Source organism: Specibacter sp. NPDC078709, assembly GCF_040686795.1.
Taxonomy (GTDB): Bacteria; Actinomycetota; Actinomycetes; order Actinomycetales; family Micrococcaceae; genus Specibacter.
Map to the genome: position 1 here is coordinate 1 of NZ_JBFBLU010000014.1, position 15,759 is coordinate 15,759.

General features: G+C 60.8%; 14 protein-coding genes. 8 read left to right on the forward strand and 6 right to left on the reverse strand.

What is annotated here, in order from left to right:
* Window positions 1–222: 222 nt before the first annotated feature.
* From AB0P14_RS17080 to AB0P14_RS17100, 5 genes are all read right to left on the reverse strand, one after another.
* Window positions 223–840, reverse strand: a complete 618-nt coding sequence (locus AB0P14_RS17080) for a hypothetical protein (protein ID WP_363845075.1) — start codon at window positions 838–840, stop codon at window positions 223–225.
* 74 nt (window positions 841–914) lie between these two features.
* Entirely contained in the window at window positions 915–1,562 is a 648-nt protein-coding gene (locus tag AB0P14_RS17085) for a hypothetical protein (protein WP_363845078.1), read from the reverse strand.
* Window positions 1,559–1,957: a hypothetical protein gene (locus AB0P14_RS17090; protein WP_363845082.1), complete on the reverse strand. Its 399-nt coding sequence runs from the start codon at window positions 1,955–1,957 to the stop codon at window positions 1,559–1,561. The genes AB0P14_RS17085 and AB0P14_RS17090 overlap by 4 nt, the downstream gene beginning before the upstream one ends.
* 83 nt (window positions 1,958–2,040) lie before the next feature.
* Window positions 2,041–2,658 carry a hypothetical protein gene (locus AB0P14_RS17095; protein ID WP_363845085.1) on the reverse strand — a complete coding sequence of 206 codons (618 nt, stop codon included), beginning with the start codon at window positions 2,656–2,658 and terminating at the stop codon, window positions 2,041–2,043.
* 55 nt (window positions 2,659–2,713) lie between these two features.
* Complete coding sequence (locus AB0P14_RS17100) at window positions 2,714–3,631, reverse strand: hypothetical protein (protein WP_363845088.1); 918 nt, start codon at window positions 3,629–3,631, stop codon at window positions 2,714–2,716.
* A 138-nt stretch (window positions 3,632–3,769) separates the two neighbouring features.
* On the opposite strand from AB0P14_RS17100, the gene AB0P14_RS17105 reads away from it, so the two are divergent.
* The 8 genes from AB0P14_RS17105 to AB0P14_RS17140 all read left to right on the forward strand — a co-directional run bounded on the left by AB0P14_RS17105 (window position 3,770) and on the right by AB0P14_RS17140 (window position 14,911).
* Window positions 3,770–4,870 (forward strand): BtrH N-terminal domain-containing protein, encoded by a 1,101-nt coding sequence (locus AB0P14_RS17105; protein ID WP_363845091.1) that lies wholly within the window; start codon window positions 3,770–3,772, stop codon window positions 4,868–4,870.
* Between the two features lie 33 nt (window positions 4,871–4,903).
* The gene (locus AB0P14_RS17110; protein ID WP_363845094.1) at window positions 4,904–6,031 is read left to right on the forward strand and encodes a GuaB3 family IMP dehydrogenase-related protein; all 1,128 of its coding nucleotides are present in this window, start codon (window positions 4,904–4,906) and stop codon (window positions 6,029–6,031) included.
* Window positions 6,032–6,247: 216 nt separating this feature from the next.
* Window positions 6,248–6,739 (forward strand): PTS sugar transporter subunit IIA, encoded by a 492-nt coding sequence (locus AB0P14_RS17115; protein WP_363845097.1) that lies wholly within the window; start codon window positions 6,248–6,250, stop codon window positions 6,737–6,739.
* 100 nt (window positions 6,740–6,839) lie between these two features.
* A complete protein-coding gene (locus AB0P14_RS17120; protein ID WP_363845100.1) occupies window positions 6,840–7,727 on the forward strand; it encodes an SURF1 family protein in 888 nt (295 codons plus the stop codon).
* 213 nt (window positions 7,728–7,940) lie between these two features.
* Entirely contained in the window at window positions 7,941–8,360 is a 420-nt protein-coding gene (locus tag AB0P14_RS17125; protein WP_363845205.1) for a DUF3817 domain-containing protein, read from the forward strand.
* Window positions 8,361–8,473: 113 nt separating this feature from the next.
* Window positions 8,474–10,063, forward strand: a complete 1,590-nt coding sequence (gene guaA, locus AB0P14_RS17130; protein WP_363845103.1) for a glutamine-hydrolyzing GMP synthase — start codon at window positions 8,474–8,476, stop codon at window positions 10,061–10,063.
* Window positions 10,064–10,175: 112 nt separating this feature from the next.
* Entirely contained in the window at window positions 10,176–14,381 is a 4,206-nt protein-coding gene (locus tag AB0P14_RS17135; RefSeq protein ID WP_363845106.1) for a DUF4011 domain-containing protein, read from the forward strand.
* 17 nt (window positions 14,382–14,398) lie between these two features.
* Window positions 14,399–14,911 (forward strand): hypothetical protein, encoded by a 513-nt coding sequence (locus tag AB0P14_RS17140; RefSeq protein WP_363845109.1) that lies wholly within the window; start codon window positions 14,399–14,401, stop codon window positions 14,909–14,911.
* Here the strand turns inward: AB0P14_RS17140 and AB0P14_RS17145 are convergent.
* On the reverse strand, window positions 14,908–15,714 hold the full coding sequence (locus tag AB0P14_RS17145) for an RcpC/CpaB family pilus assembly protein (protein ID WP_363845112.1): 807 nt from the start codon (window positions 15,712–15,714) through the stop codon (window positions 14,908–14,910). The genes AB0P14_RS17140 and AB0P14_RS17145 overlap by 4 nt on opposite strands.
* Between the last annotated feature and the right edge of the window lie 45 nt (window positions 15,715–15,759).

Sequence of the window (15,759 nt, forward strand, 5' to 3'; positions counted from 1 at the left end):
AGTATTGTGGCCACCAACGCTGATCGTGTTTTGGCCATTACGGGTCAAGTTCGGGCAGAACTCATAAATCGTGGCGTTTTGTTCAAAGGTGACCGGCCGCCGTCGTGCTTAAGGCGATTCGAGAAAGTGACAACGGTTACTGGACCGTCCTGTGACTGGAACGGTATTCCAAACTGCGGATAAGGCGAAAAACATCGCCGAAAAGTCGCCTTACCTGCAGTTTCAAACTGAGAGTACGGACTTGAACTGCGCCATGGCCTCTGCTGAGCCGTAGTTTTCTTCGATGAATTCGGATTCGGTGCCACTGCGCAGCACCCAATCGCCGGATTCCACGGCTGTCAGCTGGGCTACAACGGCTTCACCGTCAACGCGCAGGCGGCGCACCACTGCGGTAGCGGGCAGTCCTTCGGCAGCGCCGGTGAGGTATTCATTGCTCAGGTGGAGGGCCAAATCGAGCATGGCTGCGCCGGATTCAATGGGCTGGATCTCGTGAACGCCGTAGGGGCTGATGCTCAGCAAGACGGCTCCCACGTTGGAGCCAACGGCGAAGAGTACGTGGCTGCTGGTGGGGGTGGTCAGCTTGATTTCCAACCATTCCTGGGCCTGGGAAAGCACGGTGCCCACCACGGCGCACCTGTCCACGGGAACAATCTTTTCACCTTGGGGGGAGGCCAGTCCGCGCACCATGAGCGTGGTCAGGCCGGCGTTGTGCAGCAGTTCATTGTCGCCGTGTTGGTCGAGGCGAAGCAGCCCTAAAGTGACGGCAGCAGATTCCGTCGGAGTCATCGACAGCAGTACTAGGAGCTCATGGTCGGTCATGCGAAGTTCAGTGTCAGTCATGTCCCCAGCCTACGTTGTGGGACGCAACCGGGGCTAAGTGGTGGCAGACAGAGCGGCCAAGCGGGCTATCGAAGCTAGAGCGGGCCGAACGGCCTGTCGGCATGCGGATCCCGCCAATTCAGGGACATGGCCTCCAGTTCGTGGCGAAGAGCAGGGGTGTTTTCAATGTAGCGTCTGAAATCGCGGCGGGCGTTTTGAGCAAAATATGGGGGCACAACAAAGGTGCTGACCATACCGAGCACAAACAGGGCCATGACGGCAAAGAAGGCAAAGGCCGGGCCGGGCCCTTGAGAGAGCCACCCGGATAGGGCCAAAACCAGGGGCGCGCCTGTTGCCACGCCAAGAAATATGGCCAGTCCCAACCCGGAGGAAACCCGTTCGGGGCCCCTGGATATCCCCGGCGGTGGAACGTGCGCAATTTGGGGAAGTTTTAGCCGACGGACCAGAACACCCACAGCAGCCAGGGCCAGTCCGCCTGCCAACAGCGTGATCCATAGGGCGGGGACGCCGGTCATCAGCGTCGCCGCCAGGATGCCCCCGCCCAACAAACAAGCGGCAACGCCGGTGCAGGCACCAGCCAATCCGCGGTACTGTCCGTAAGTCCACGCCATGTCGCGTAACGCCGAAGGTGTGGTGGGCGGTGCCATGCGTGCCATGTCCGAACTCAGCCAATAGTCCAGGGGCTGGCCCGGGGTGGCTGGATACGGGGTGTAGTAGTTCATGTGCCGGGCTCCTCAAGGCGCTTTGCGGATTGCGGTGGCCTGGAAAAAAATGTCAGAAACGGGTAGATGGTCAGGGGAACCGCCAACAGGATGGGGTCAACGCTCCACCGGGCGTCGACGCCGGCAACGGTCAAATACCAGAACAGGGCCGCCATGGCCCACAGGACCGCGGCCACCAGGGCCAAGGCTGCTGGCCGGCGTCGATTGCCCTCGGCGCCCTCTCGCCCCGCAGGAATTCGGCGGATGGCGAGCCAAAGAAACACGAACGGAACAGCAAAAAGAACCGCGCCCAACACCGCTATGCCGCCGCGGGACTTCCCTCCCCAGACCGGATCAGCCAGGGCCAATACTGCGAAACAAGCCACCACGGTCCCCGTGAAGAGCAACAGCGTCACGGCACGTCCACGGGAGGTAGCGCTGAGCGGCGAAGAGAAAGAAGGGCCCTGCCGACCGGAAGGCTCAGTGGGAGGGATCGGCATTAACTTGACAGGGCCGCGTGCAGGTCTTGGAAGGCGGACTCAGCCGTCACTTTCTTCTTCTGCTCGGCATCACCACTACCAGTCAACAACGTCCACCCCTCGGCCTCCCGTTTCAGGTTCGCGGTGCGTGAACTGCCAACGGCAGGGTGGTGGGTGAGCATTGCTGCAGCGGGAAGACCATCCGTGGCGTCTTCTAGATATGCTCGCGCCAGCAAGGTGCCCAATTGGGGCAGGCCTGCTGAGGCATCCACCGGGCGCACTTGATGAGCCCCCAGCCGGTCGAGGGAAAACAAGAGGGCGCCGTGTTCGGAGACGGCCACAAACATGACATGGTCTGCTCCAGGGGTCACAAAGGCTACCTCTAACCATTCGGTGGCCGTGGTCAACACGGCAGCCACCATGGCGCCACGCTCCACGGGAACGATGTCCTCGCCGCTGGGTTCCGCCATGCCGCGGGCCAGCAGAGTGGTGACGCCAACGCGCTCCAGAACGTCGCGGTGGGCAACATTGCTAAGCCGAAAAACGTCACGAGTTGCTGCTGCAGCCTCGGTGGGGTTCATGGCCAAAAGGGCTAGGAGCTCGTGGTCAGTGAGCAGCAGTTCTGATTCGTCAGTCATGTTTTCCTCTGCGATGGACTGTGGGTGCAATGCGGGACAGGGCTTGCAATAGACTCTATCCGCCGGTTAGCCAGCCCCAGGCCTTCTTGGCAACGTTGGCGGTTTCCTTGCCTATCCACTGGGCACCCTCGACGATTTTTGTCCCGGTCCACTGCACACCGGCGCCAACCATTTCGCTGGTTGAGTCATAGCCCAGGGATGATGAGAGTATGCCTAAACCTGCCCAGGCAACACCGGCAATCGCAAATGCCGGCCCCACTACGGGAATGAACGAGCCTACGCCTAGAACTGCTGAGATTCCGCCATCCAGCATCTGGTTGCCGTCGCCATTGATGAATCCTTCGGCGAACTGCATGCCGCCACCAATGACACTGAGTGCACCGGAAGCACGCCCCAGCATGGAAAGCCCGTTGAGTAGCTGGGTGCCCTTGAAATACTGGCCCAACTGTCCCGCCCTGGCACCAAACACGGTCCACGGCAATTTTTGCAGTAGCCCGCCCTTGACCATTTTGCCCAGGAGGTTATCGGCGAAGACGCCGGCTGTGCTGGCCAGCATGTTGACGCCTTGGTAAATGGGGTTACCGTTGGCGTCAACCACCTCACCCAGCCACTCATGGTCGCCGCCACCGCCTCCGCCACCGCCTCCGTCGCCGCCACCTGCGTTGCCGCCGCCGCCAGCAGCGGATGGGGCAGCGCCGCCGCCGGATGCACTGGCGGTGGTTTGCTCATCCGCCTGTGACTTCAGGAGCGTGGCATTTGTAGAGAGCAGGGTTGCCGTGTTGTTCAGTTTGGCCCTCATACCGTTGTTCCACTGGACACGGAACCGATCGCTGTCCGGGCCGGTCCAGCGGGCATGGGCCACGGCGCCGCCGAGGGTCATGGCGGCCTGTTTCAGGGCACTGCCCGAGCTCTCCATGGTCTTGGCGAGGGCAAGTAGTTGTTCTGGGTCTGCCCCGATCATGCCATCTGCCATGCTCGCCGCCTGCCTTTCATATTATTCGAGTCCGTGGCTTGGATACCGCGATTCTTCCACTCACCGTAGTTGAACTTTTGATTCTGCACGATGGGGAGTTCTCACTATGTGAGCCCCTGCTCCCGATAGAATCAACGCATGCTTTCCTCCTATGACCACACCACCGAATATTCGCATTGGGATTCTGGGCTCTGGACCCGCGTCCTTGCTGCATCCGGAGTGAGCAACCCTCTCACCGGCGCCGCGTTTACCGAAGCCATGCTGTCCGGGCTGGCGGGCGGCATCGGCTTCATGATCTTCACGTTTGAATACAAGAACATCACCACGGCGTCGGCTGTCACCCGCTTCCACCCCGGCCCGTACACGGAAAATCTGCTGCGCCGCAGCGGTGCCGCCGTCAACATCCAGCAAACCGGCAGCGCCTCCTTGGCCCAGAGCCGCTTGAATGCTGCGCTGGACACGGGAGTGCCCGCCGTGGTGCGTGTTGTCCGCGGCAAGCTGCCGTGGGTGGCCGAAGACCCGTTGGCCGACATGGAATCCGTGGACGTGGCCGTGGTGGGCCGAGACGGCGAGGATTACCTGATGGACGACGGCGGCGGGAGACTGGAGCGAATCAGTCCTCTCGCGCTGGCGCAGGCGCGTAATTCCCGTAAGGCGGACAAGCATTGGCAGGCCCATGTGGTCACGGGCGCCCGCTCCGCGATGGAGGAACTGGAAGGTGAAGCCCTGACCACCGATGTGGTGCGGCAGGCGATGGCGGACACGGCGCAGGAGCTGCTCTCAGAGCAGGCGCCACCGGGCGTGCCGCCGGGTTACGCCAGGAACTTTGGCATTTTGGGGATGATGACGTGGGCGCAGCGGCTGAGCGATTCCACCTCCAAGCACGGCTGGATGCGGATCTTTGCAGACCCGAAACGCTCGGTGACAGGCCTGGGCATGCTCCACGCACTGCTCACGGGCCGGCGATTCAGTGGCCCCGGAGCCTTGCGCCCGTTGTATGGGCAATTCCTCCGCGAGGTGGCGGCCGACGGGGCGGCGGTGTCCGGCGTCGAACGTGGAAGTTTGTTGGAGGCGGCGGCGCAATATGAATCGCTGGGCGCGCACTGGGACGCGCTGACGGAGCTGGTGGGTGCGCCGGGGGAGCCGGACTTCGCCGCGATGGCTGCGCAGGTTGAGGCGATTGCCGTGCTGGAAAACGCGGCAGCGCAGGAGCTACAAGCGGCGGCGGGCGTCATTTAATGCCTCTGGCCCCGCCTGAGATAGGCTAGGGGCGTGACTTATGAGATTGAGATTGGCCGTGGAAAGCGCGGACGCCGCGCATATTCGTTGGATGAGATTTCGATTGTGCCTGCTCGGCGCACCCGCGATCCCCAAGATGTTTCGGTGAAATGGCAGATCGATGCCTACCAGTTCGAGGTGCCCGTCATTGGCGCGCCCATGGACTCCGTCATGTCCCCAGAGACCGCCATTGCCCTGGGCAAGCTGGGTGGACTCGGTGTGCTGGACCTGGAAGGGCTGTGGACTCGCTACGAGGATCCGCAGAAGGTGCTGGATGAGATTGCCACGCTGGAGGGCTCGGTCATTGAACCCGCCACCACCCGCCGTCTGCAGGAAATCTACAGCGCTCCCATTCAGGCCGAACTCATCACGGCCCGCTTGGCGGAGATCCGTGCAGCTGGTGTGACGGTGGCCGGGTCCTTGACCCCGCAGCGCACCCAAGAGTTCTACAAGACCGTGGTGGCCGCCGGCGTGGACATCTTTGTTATCCGTGGCACCACCGTGTCGGCCGAACACGTCTCCAAGACCACCGAGCCGTTGAACCTCAAACAGTTCATTTACGAGCTGGATGTCCCCGTTATTGTGGGCGGTGCAGCCGGCTACACCTCCGCACTGCACCTCATGCGGACTGGCGCAGCAGGCGTCCTGGTCGGCTTCGGCGGCGGCGCCTCCACCACCACCAGCCGCGCATTGGGCATCCGTTCGCCCATGGCCAGCGCCATCTCCGACGTCGCAGCAGCACGCCGCGATTACATGGATGAGTCCGGCGGCCGGTACGTGCATGTCATTGCCGACGGCGGTATGGGTTCCAGTGGCGACATCGTCAAAGCCATCGCCATGGGCGCCGACGCCGTCATGCTCGGCGCAGCGCTATCCCGCGCATCAGAGGCTCCCGGACAGGGCTGGCACTGGGGTGCCGAGGCACACCACCAGGAACTGCCGCGCGGGCACCGCGTGAAGATGGACACCGTAGGGACTCTGACGGAAGTGCTGTACGGCCCGGCTCACCGTTCCGATGGATCCTCCAACTTGATCGGTGCGCTGCGCCGCTCAATGGCCACCACCGGTTATTCCGATTTGAAGGAATTCCAGCGGATTGACGTGATCGTCAACCCCCGGTAATCCTCAAACGATCACCAATTTGCAGGTTTTATATGGAAGTGCCCTGATCCACTGGACCGGGGCACTTCTTTTTTCTTCAGGGTGGTGCCACAGGCGGCTCCCGTGGTTTGTCTCCCTCTCGACTCTCGCTCTGAGCTGAGCGCACCCCTGCAACAAGCCTCAGCGCATAGACTGGTGCGAAGGTTCACCCTCACCACCAGCCATTGAAAGGTACTGATGACTCCGGGCTCGCTGGAACGCTATGAAACAGAACTGACCAACTCCGGGCTGGTCATTTTGGAAATGGTGGCAGAGACCAAAGAAGATGCCGCGGCGCAATTGGCGGCAAAACTCTTTGAACAGGAACGGATTTCGGATCTTTCCGGATTCCTCAAGGACGTCAATGCCCGCGAACACCAGATGGCCACGGGCCTTCCGGGCGGGATCGGCCTGCCGCACGCCAGAAGTGAATTCGTCCAGCAAATATCTATCGCCGTGGGGATCACCAAATTTGGACACAGTCTAGATTTCGGGGCTGTTGACGGTCCGGCCACCGTGATTTTGCTGATTGCCACTCCGGACAGCTCGTTCTCCGCACACCTTGAAGTGTTGGCCACCCTGGCCAGATCCCTGTTCAAGGAAAACTTCCGCGAATCACTGCGCCGGGCGCACGACGCTGAGGTTATTGCCGAACTCATCAACTCCACCCTGGTGTTCTTCGACCACTGATCCCTCGGCCACTGATCACTCGACCACTGTCCCCGAGTTCCGCTAAGGGCGTTGGTGCCTGCATTCGTTGTTCTACACAGATACGAAGTACCGTTGTAGTGTGTTAAAAACTGCCCTCAAACCCAAATGGATTGCCGCACTGGTGTTTGCGCTGGCCGTCGCCGCTGTTCTTGTCCTGTTGAGCCAATGGCAACTTGCCAGTTCGCTCGAGAAGGATGTGGCTCCGCCGTCGGTCACCGAAAAAGTGCAACCGCTCTTAGATACCGTCGTCCCTGGAAAGGCTATGACGGGGAACTTTGAGGGCCAGCTGGTGACCGCCACCGGCCACTTCGACGCCGGCAAACAAGTCTTGGTGTCTTCCCGCCTCGAGGGAGAAAAAGCTGGTTACTGGGTTGTCACGGCTTTCGTCGTCGATGGCGCACCCACAGTGGTGGGCGTCGCCGCCACAAAGGAAGTAGTCATTCCTGTGGCCCGCGGCTGGATTGCCGAGCCCGGCGACGCCACAACTGCGCCCGAAGGCGCCGTGCAGCTCGAGGGTCGGTTGCTAAATGCCGAAGGCCCTGAAGTTTCCCCCAACGTGCCAGATGGGCAGATTACAGCACTGGCCACCGCCGAGCTGACAAACCTTTGGGATGTCACCACCTATTCGGCCTTCATCGTTTCGCACCATGAAGTGGTGGACGGAAAAGACGTGGGCGCTTCGGCCATGACCGGGAAGATGATTCCCATTACTGTCACCGCCACCGATCAGAACAACAAGGTCCACTGGCTCAACATCTTCTACGCCATTGAGTGGGTGGTTTTTGCCGGATTCGCGCTCTTCCTTTGGTGGCGGCTCGTGGCAGATGACTACCGCCGTGATCAAGATGAACTCTTTGATATTGACTCAGATATGTACTTGGGGAACGACGACGACGGCGACCACGTTGAACCTGATGCCGGCCCCGGACGGGGTAGCGGCAGTGGAAACCAGCTTCCAGCGCCCTAACCAGCGCCCTAAACCACAGAGCTGGCGCACCAGCCCATGCATGAACCATGATTTTTTGGCTTTAGAACAGAATGAGGAGCACCGGCAGTGACCGAGCCCAGGAACACCGAATCAGCCCCAGCTGCACAGACTGCACAGCCCGCGCAGGATGCCGCATCCCGGCCCGCAGCGAAGGCGGCGCCCAAGCGACGATTTGGCGGTACGCCGGCCCAGATCCTGACGGCGTTGAAGTTCTACAAGTACCTGGCCTACGCCACCGGTGCCATGCTGCTGCTGCTGACCGTGGAGCTGATTCTCCGGTACGCATTCACCAGTGTTCTGGTTGCTGGTGGCACTGACACCACAGGGGCACCCCACGGTTTCGGATTGGTTAGCATCGACGGTGGAGTCATGCCCATCACCGGTGGCGTGAACCTGTCCACCATGGTGTTGATCGTGCACGGCTGGATGTACGTGGTCTACCTCATCGCAGACTTCCGCCTCTGGACCCTCATGCGTTGGCCGTTCAGTAAATTGATACTGATCGCCTTGGGCGGTGTGATTCCGTTCCTGTCCTTCTTCGTTGAAACGAAAGTTCACAAGGAAGTGTTGGCTGAGCTTGCCGCCAATCCCCAAGCAGGCAAACGCTACTAAAGCGCTTGCGAGTTACACCAAAAGGCCCGTCCACGACGGGCCTTTTGGTGTAACTGGTCACTGAAATGAGCGCACTGGGGCCAGTGCACTGTGCCGTGGGTTAAGATCATAGGGTGACTAATCCCGCTACGGCCCAGACTTCCCAGAAGCCCGTCCTGGTTGTGGACTACGGTGCCCAGTACGCCCAGTTGATTGCGCGCCGCGTGCGTGAGGCCAATGTGTACTCGGAAATCGTGCCGCATACCTATACAACTGAGCAGCTGCTGGCTAAAAACCCAGCTGCCATCATCCTCTCCGGTGGACCTTCAAGCGTCTACGCGGAAGGTGCCCCAAGCGTTGGTGCTGACCTGTTTGAAGCAGGCATCCCCGTTTTGGGCATCTGCTATGGCTTCCAGGCCATGGCCGCCGCCCTCGGCGGAACCGTCGCCCAGACCGGTCTGCGTGAATACGGTTCCACCCAGGTTCAGATCCTGGGCGAAAGCCGCTCCATCCTCAGTTCCACCAATGCTGACCAGACCACGTGGATGAGCCACGGTGACAGCGTTCAGGAAGCCCCTGAGGGCTTCGATGTGCTCGCTTCCTCCGCTGGTGCCCCCGTTGCCGCCTTCGCTAACGAAGAAAAGTGCCTCTTCGGTGTCCAGTGGCACCCCGAGGTCAAGCACTCCGAGTTCGGCCAGAAGGTGCTGGAGAACTTCTTGTTCAACGGCGCCAAGTTGGAAAAGAACTGGACTGCCACCAGTATTTTGGATGAGCAAGTTGAACTCATCCGCAACCAGATCGGCACTGCCAGGGTCCTGTGTGGCCTCTCTGGCGGCGTTGACTCGGCTGTCGCCGCTGCCTTGGTGCAGCGTGCCGTGGGCGATCAGCTCACCTGCGTGTTCGTCAACCACGGGCTGCTGCGTCAAGGCGAAGCAGAGCAGGTGGAGCTGGACTTTGTGGCTTCCACCGGTGCCAAGCTGTATGTCGCCAACGAGCAGGACCGCTTCCTGAACGCACTGGCCGGGGTTTCTGACCCCGAAACCAAGCGCAAGATCATTGGTCGCGAATTCATTCGTGCCTTCGAAGAAGCTGAGCGTGCCATCATGGCCGAGGCAGCTTTGGAAGGCGAAGAGATCAAGTTCCTGGTCCAAGGCACGCTGTACCCCGATGTGGTTGAATCTGGTGGCGGCGAAGGTGCTGCCAACATCAAGAGCCACCACAATGTCGGTGGCCTGCCTGAAGATCTGCGCTTTGAGCTCGTTGAGCCCTTGCGTGCACTGTTCAAGGATGAGGTACGTGCAGTTGGCGCCGAGCTGGGATTGCCGCCAGAGATCGTCGGCCGCCAGCCGTTCCCCGGCCCAGGTCTGGGCATCCGCATCGTGGGCGAAATCACCGGCGAACGCCTGGAACTGCTGCGCAACGCAGACGCGATTGCCCGCGCCGAGCTCACCGCAGCGGGTCTGGACAACGAAGTGTGGCAGATGCCGGTTGTCCTGCTGGCAGATGTCCGCAGCGTCGGTGTCATGGGCGACGGCCGCACCTACGGTCACCCGATCGTGCTGCGCCCCGTGTCCTCCGAGGACGCAATGACAGCTGACTGGTCGCGCTTGCCGTACGATCTGCTGGCGAAGATCTCCAACCGAATCACCAATGAGGTGGAAGGTGTCAACCGAGTTGTTTTGGACGTCACGTCCAAGCCGCCGGGAACCATTGAGTGGGAGTAATCCCCTAGGTATCGCTGGAGAGCATCAATAGGGCCTATATTTCGGGTCTAATTTGCTGCTCTCCAGTGTGCCGAGCAGGCAATGGAGGGCTAGGAGCGATAGCCTGAATTACATGTCAGTATGGTCAAGACCGTTCCGCTCAAGTGCAGAGAAGAAGGCACCCGTGTCCGAAGTTGCAGGGCCCAAGGAGAGCTCGTTGGAGCTCCAAGCCTGGCTTGCGGGATTGGACTCATATTCTGGTTCCGACACCTCGCTTGCCTTCGCAATCACCGAGCACGGCAGCATCTCCCTCACGCACGCCCACCCATCGGGCCTAGCCCAGCTGCTGGCCGGCCGTAAAACCCGGCTGTCAACGCTGATCCGCGAACCGGAACACTACGGTGCCGCCAAGAAAGCCGCAGCCGCGCTGCGCGCTAAAATCTTTGAGCTGAGTACCGATCGCGGGATCGATGTCGGGTATCTCGGCGCCGGGATGGCCCGCTGGCCTGCCGATGACCACAGCGGCACCGATGTGTGCGCGCCTGTGCTGCTGGCCGCCGTCGCACTTACCGTACGTCCCGGGCAGGACGACTACGAACTCCAGCTCATGGAGCAGGCACAAATCAACCCTGCTCTGGTCAAGCACCTTGCGCACAACACCAGCATTCGTTTGGACGCTCCGGCACTGGGACGGTTGGCCTACAGCACCGCACGCTTTGATCCGGCCCCCGTGCTGGACCGGATCCGCTCCCTTTTGTCGCCCATTCCAGGATCCAGCGTCGATCATGAACTAGTGGTCTCCACCTTCGCTTTCTTGGCCGATAACCTCAACGACCCCGCACTGCTTGAGGGCACCGAACTGGTCGAAACACTGCAGCAACACAGCGGTGACGATGTCCTCCCGGTGGAGCTAGAACCAGATTTCTCGCGCTTCACCTCACTGGATGAGCGCAATCCCGACGATGAACTGCTGGTGCTCGACGCCGATCCGCAGCAGCAATACGTGCTGGATATGATCCGCGCGGGAGAGTCTGTGCTGGTTTCCACTCCTCCCGGAACCGGCCAAACCCAGACCGCCATCAATGCGATCGCGCAGTTGGTCCATGACGGCAAGAGCGTCCTTGTTGTGGGCGAAAGGCGTGGCACGCTCAATGAGCTGGCCCAGATCCTGAGCGAACATGATCTTGACTCCCTGTTGCTGCAGCTCAGTGCCCAAAGCGGTCCGCAGCAAATCAAATCACAGCTGATCCGTGCCATTACACGCAACGAAAAAGCCGTAGAACCGAAGCTAGGCAGCTTGCATGAAACCCTGGTGGATCACCGTCACCAGCTGATGGACCATGTGGCAAGCCTGCACAATGTTCGTGAACGCTGGGGCTGCTCGCCCTATCAGGCCATGCAGTCGCTGGCTGAACTGACCTCAATCCATCCGGCGCCTTCCACCACTGTGCGCCTGAAGCGCAGCGTACTGGACAGCATCCGCGACCGCAAGGATCTTAGCGCCAGACTACGTCGGGCCGCGGAACTGGGCGCCTTCAGTCAGGTTGCTGTCAGCAGCGCTTGGCACGGTGCCCGCATGGTCACCCGCAAGGAAACTGAAGCCGCTTATTCGCTGGCGGAGCAACTGCACAGTCAGGTTCCTGAATTCTCCAAGAAGATGCAGGAAGTGGCTGAATTTGGCCAGATCCGCCAAGGGAATTCCTTTGCAGAATGGGGCCGCCAGCTGAACATGCTGGTGGCTATCCGGGAAAGCTTGGACAAGTTCAGTGCAGACATTTTTGACTGGTCCACGGATGACATGATTGCCGCCACGGCAACAGCTGCATGGCGTCGTGAACGCGGCATTGAGATGCCGGCTCTGCAACGGGCCAGGTTCCGCCGCAACGCCAGGGATCTGGTGCGCCCCGGTGTGCACATTGCCGATCTGCACGCGTCACTAGTTCTGGTCAACGAACAAAGCGCGCTGTGGGCGGAAGCCGCTACCAGCAAACGCCATCCCACGGTGCCATCCGGGCTGGCGGAGTTGAGTCGCACTTTTGTCGCGCTGCGCGAGAAGCTGCTCAAGCTCGGAGCCGTCCTGGAACGCACCGTCGACGGCGGAGACCTGCTGAACTTCAACGCCGGGGAGTTGATTGGTCGCCTCGAGGCGCTCGTTGAATCGCAGGACACTCTGGAGACGTTGCCAGAACGCACCCTGTTGCTAGAAGGCATGCGCGAACAAGGTCTGGGTGAATTGCTGGACGATCTGGCCCGGCGTGAGGTGCCGGCTGTGCAAACCGGTTCGGAACTCGAACTGGCGTGGTGGCAGTCAGCCCTGGAAGCCATGATCAGCGGTGATGAGTATCTTGCCATGTCCGACGGCGAGAACCTCCGCCGCTTGGAAGCCGAGTTCCGCCTCGCGGACCAAGCCCATGTTGCATCGGGTCCCGGGCGCATCCGCTGGGGCTTGGCACAAGACTGGGCACAAGTGTTAGCTGGCCGCAACCGCCAAGGTGAAATGCTCCGAAACGTCCTCAAGGACGGCCGTGTTTCTTTGGCTGCGCTGAGCGCTCAGGCGCCGGATTTGCTGCGCAACCTAGCGCCCGTGTTCGTCTTGAGTCCATTGGTGGTGCCATCAGCGCTTCCCGCCGGGTACCGCTTCGACACGGTTGTCATTCTCGATGCCGAATCCACGTCGCTGCAATCTGCGTTGCCCTCGTTGGCACGTGCCGATCAAGTGGTGGCCTTTGGTGATGAGCAAACAGCTTGCCCCAAGAGTTTCACGGTTGCCGTCAGTGCCCCCGAGAAACGCCAGCAGGAACAACACCCGCTGGAAAGCATTTTTGGTGCGTTGTCGCGCATTCTGCCGCGTCACCGGCTCACTGTTTCCTACCGCGCCGTGGACGAAGAGCTGGTCCGTCAGCTCAGCACCGGCTTCTATGACTCTCAGCTGGAACGGCTGCCTGACGGACGCGCTGTCACAGGGCTTGAACGCGCCCTGACCGTTGACTACTTGCCCGATGGTAAGGGCCTGCCCGGAACTGACAGCGGTGGGGTCGAGTCGGTGGTGGCCGAGGTCAACCGCGTCGTAGACCTCGTCTTCGAACACGCCAGGGTGCGCCCTCGCGAGTCATTGGCCATCATTACCGCCAGTGATAGGCACGCCGTCCGGGTGGCCCAGGCCATCCGTCTGCAAATGGCTAACCACCCCCTCTTGGCTGATTTCTTTGCTTCAGGTCCCGAGTCCTTCCGCGTGGTTACCGTGGACAGGGCTGCCGGTTTGGTGAGGGACAGGGTCATCTTCTCCTTGGGCTACGGCCGCACCCCGCACGGCCGGGCACTGCACGGCTTCGGGCCGCTGTCAGAACCCGACGGACGCGCCAAATTCGCTTTGGCCATGACAAGGGCGCGCTCCCACATTCACATCGTCACGTGCTTCCGGCCCGAAGACCTGGATGCAGGCCGCCTGAGTTTTGGTGCAGTCGATTTTTTTGAGCTCCTTGACCGTGAGATGGCAGGCAACTCCCTTCTGGGAAGCCCTGCTAGCCGCGCCTTGGACAGCGAAAAAGAAACTGGCGAAGACCCGCTCGTTGCCGATCTTGCCGACAGACTCCGCGCCCGCGGGGCTCGCGTATGGCACCACTATGACGGCGCTCTGGACATGGCGGCAGCGCCGGATCCCATCCAATTGCTGGGCCGTGCCGATCACGAAGTCCCTGTGCCCGTTGCCGTCGAATCGGATGGTACCGCCAAGTACCAGAAGATGAGTGTGCGTGAACGCAGCAGGCTCCGCCCGCAGATGCTGGAGCGGCTTGGCTGGCGGTACGTTCCGCTGTGGACGATCGAGGTCTTCACCGACCCGTCAAGCTGCGCGGACCAGATTGCCCGGTACCTGGGTATGGGTTCAACCGCAGGCGATGCTGATCTTTCCTCCCTCATGGGGACTTCATTGGACACGTCCATGACGGCTGTCATTGATTCGCCGCGTTCACGCCGCCGTCAAGGGGCTGATTCTGAACAAGGTGCTCAGTCTGAACAGGGTGGGGACGCAGAAACGCTTCCGGCCCAGTCCAGTAGTCAGGACGCCCCGAAAGAAAATAAATCTGAAGAAGGAGCGCCGCTGATGGGCGAGCAAGCGGAGAGTCTCAAGGGCGAAAAGGACGTTGCTACTGCTGCTGCAGCAGAGTCAATGTCAGAGGCCGCCGCGGAGGAAGATAGTAAGACTGCGCCAGCAGAGTCCGATTCCGCACTGTTGCCCAAAATTGCCCCGCACGATGCAGACCACACATGGGGCGATTCCGCCTCGGACCGTGGACACGATGCATGGTTGCGCGAAAATAAACCCCCGCATTGGGGATAAAGAACGTAAGGACCGCCATGGCCACTGCGCCAAAAATCCCGGGGCTGAGTGCCTTCGCAGACCATAAATCCGGAGCTCCCAGACCAGCAACCCCCCGGTTCGTGACTGCGGCGGCATGGTTTCTGTGCCTTGCCGCCGTCATGCAGTTGATTGCATCGGTCTTCGCCATCATCCATTCAGTCTCGCCCGAGAGGCGGGCTGTTCTGGAAGCCCAGCATGCCGCGATGACCGGTAATACGCCTAGCTTGGAGGCACTCCAAAACATTGACGTCATCACTGTGGTCTTGTCGGCATTGGTCACTGCTGGTGCTTACGCGCTGTTCAGTATCTTCTTGCTCAAGGGCAGGTCCTGGGCGCGGCTGGGTGCCGGAATCTTGGTAGCGTTGACGTTTATCCAGCTGGTGGGAGTCAGCTACCCAGAAGGGTTCACCACCTTGGCTCAAATCGTTTGCGGCGTTCTGGCGATAGCCCTGTGTTATCTGCCTGAATCTAGCAAGTTCTTTGCAACTGTGAAGTCCTCCCGCTCCTAACCAGGGCTCCCGGCAACCGAAGAGTTGCTGTCCTGCGGAACGAGAATCAAAAACACCTTACCGTGAGTGCTCGCACCAGCAAGCTGCAATGCCTGCTCGCCCGACGCCGCCACGACAACCATCCCCTCAACGTTCTGGGCAGGTAGTAAACCGCTGCTTGACTGCGCCAGTTCCGGTGTCCACAGGACAGGAACAGCGATGGCAAGGATCTCGTTCTGTACGGGCCCGGCCATAGTTTCGGAGCGGCTGAGTACCACCGTCACCAATTGGCCTTGACTTAGTAGGGAAAGAGTTGCCGGATCACTGACACGCACGGGGACTGCCTGAGTCCCCGGAGGGGATCCGATCAAGAGCTCGTTCCCCAACATCGAGGCGTCAGTGAGGACTTCGCCCCGACGCACGGGACCGGATAGTTGGCGTCCCAGCCACACCGGCTGGCCGTTTATTGCAGGGGAGATTATTGCAGGGGAGAGCGGCGCCGAGGCAAAAGCTCCGTCAGGAACTATGACAGGAGCGACGGCGGTCATGGTCACATCATGATGAGCCAGGGTATGCCCGGCAGGCAGGTCACGGACTGTCACCAGGACTTCGACGGTGGCCGGAGCTGAAGGGGTGAGCTGCTGCACGGCGATGGCAGCAGCTAGACAGAGAAGCAGCGCCGCCAGCAGCCGTCTGCGTCGCAGAGCTATTCGGCGCAACCTCTGAAAAATGTTTGGTCGCTTTGACCGATTCGACCAGTTACTCCACTGCCACGAAGGGCCCGGGTAGCCCTGAGAGCGTTGGGTGGTTCGGGCCGTCTTCATGAATCCACGTTAGGGATTGCGGCGGGCGGGTAAAAGGCTTATGCA

What these genes read in the sequence shown, in the direction of transcription:
- AB0P14_RS17140 (WP_363845109.1), top strand. Translation starts at nt 14,399, where the DNA reads ATGGCCACTGCGCCAAAAATCCCGGGGCTGAGTGCCTTCGCAGACCAT.
- AB0P14_RS17080 (WP_363845075.1), bottom strand. Translation starts at nt 840, where the DNA reads ATGACTGACACTGAACTTCGCATGACCGACCATGAGCTCCTAGTACTG.
- AB0P14_RS17145 (WP_363845112.1), bottom strand. Translation starts at nt 15,714, where the DNA reads ATGAAGACGGCCCGAACCACCCAACGCTCTCAGGGCTACCCGGGCCCT.
- AB0P14_RS17135 (WP_363845106.1), top strand. Translation starts at nt 10,176, where the DNA reads ATGTCAGTATGGTCAAGACCGTTCCGCTCAAGTGCAGAGAAGAAGGCA.
- AB0P14_RS17115 (WP_363845097.1), top strand. Translation starts at nt 6,248, where the DNA reads ATGACTCCGGGCTCGCTGGAACGCTATGAAACAGAACTGACCAACTCC.
- AB0P14_RS17100 (WP_363845088.1), bottom strand. Translation starts at nt 3,631, where the DNA reads ATGGCAGATGGCATGATCGGGGCAGACCCAGAACAACTACTTGCCCTC.
- AB0P14_RS17095 (WP_363845085.1), bottom strand. Translation starts at nt 2,658, where the DNA reads ATGACTGACGAATCAGAACTGCTGCTCACTGACCACGAGCTCCTAGCC.
- AB0P14_RS17085 (WP_363845078.1), bottom strand. Translation starts at nt 1,562, where the DNA reads ATGAACTACTACACCCCGTATCCAGCCACCCCGGGCCAGCCCCTGGAC.
- AB0P14_RS17105 (WP_363845091.1), top strand. Translation starts at nt 3,770, where the DNA reads ATGCTTTCCTCCTATGACCACACCACCGAATATTCGCATTGGGATTCT.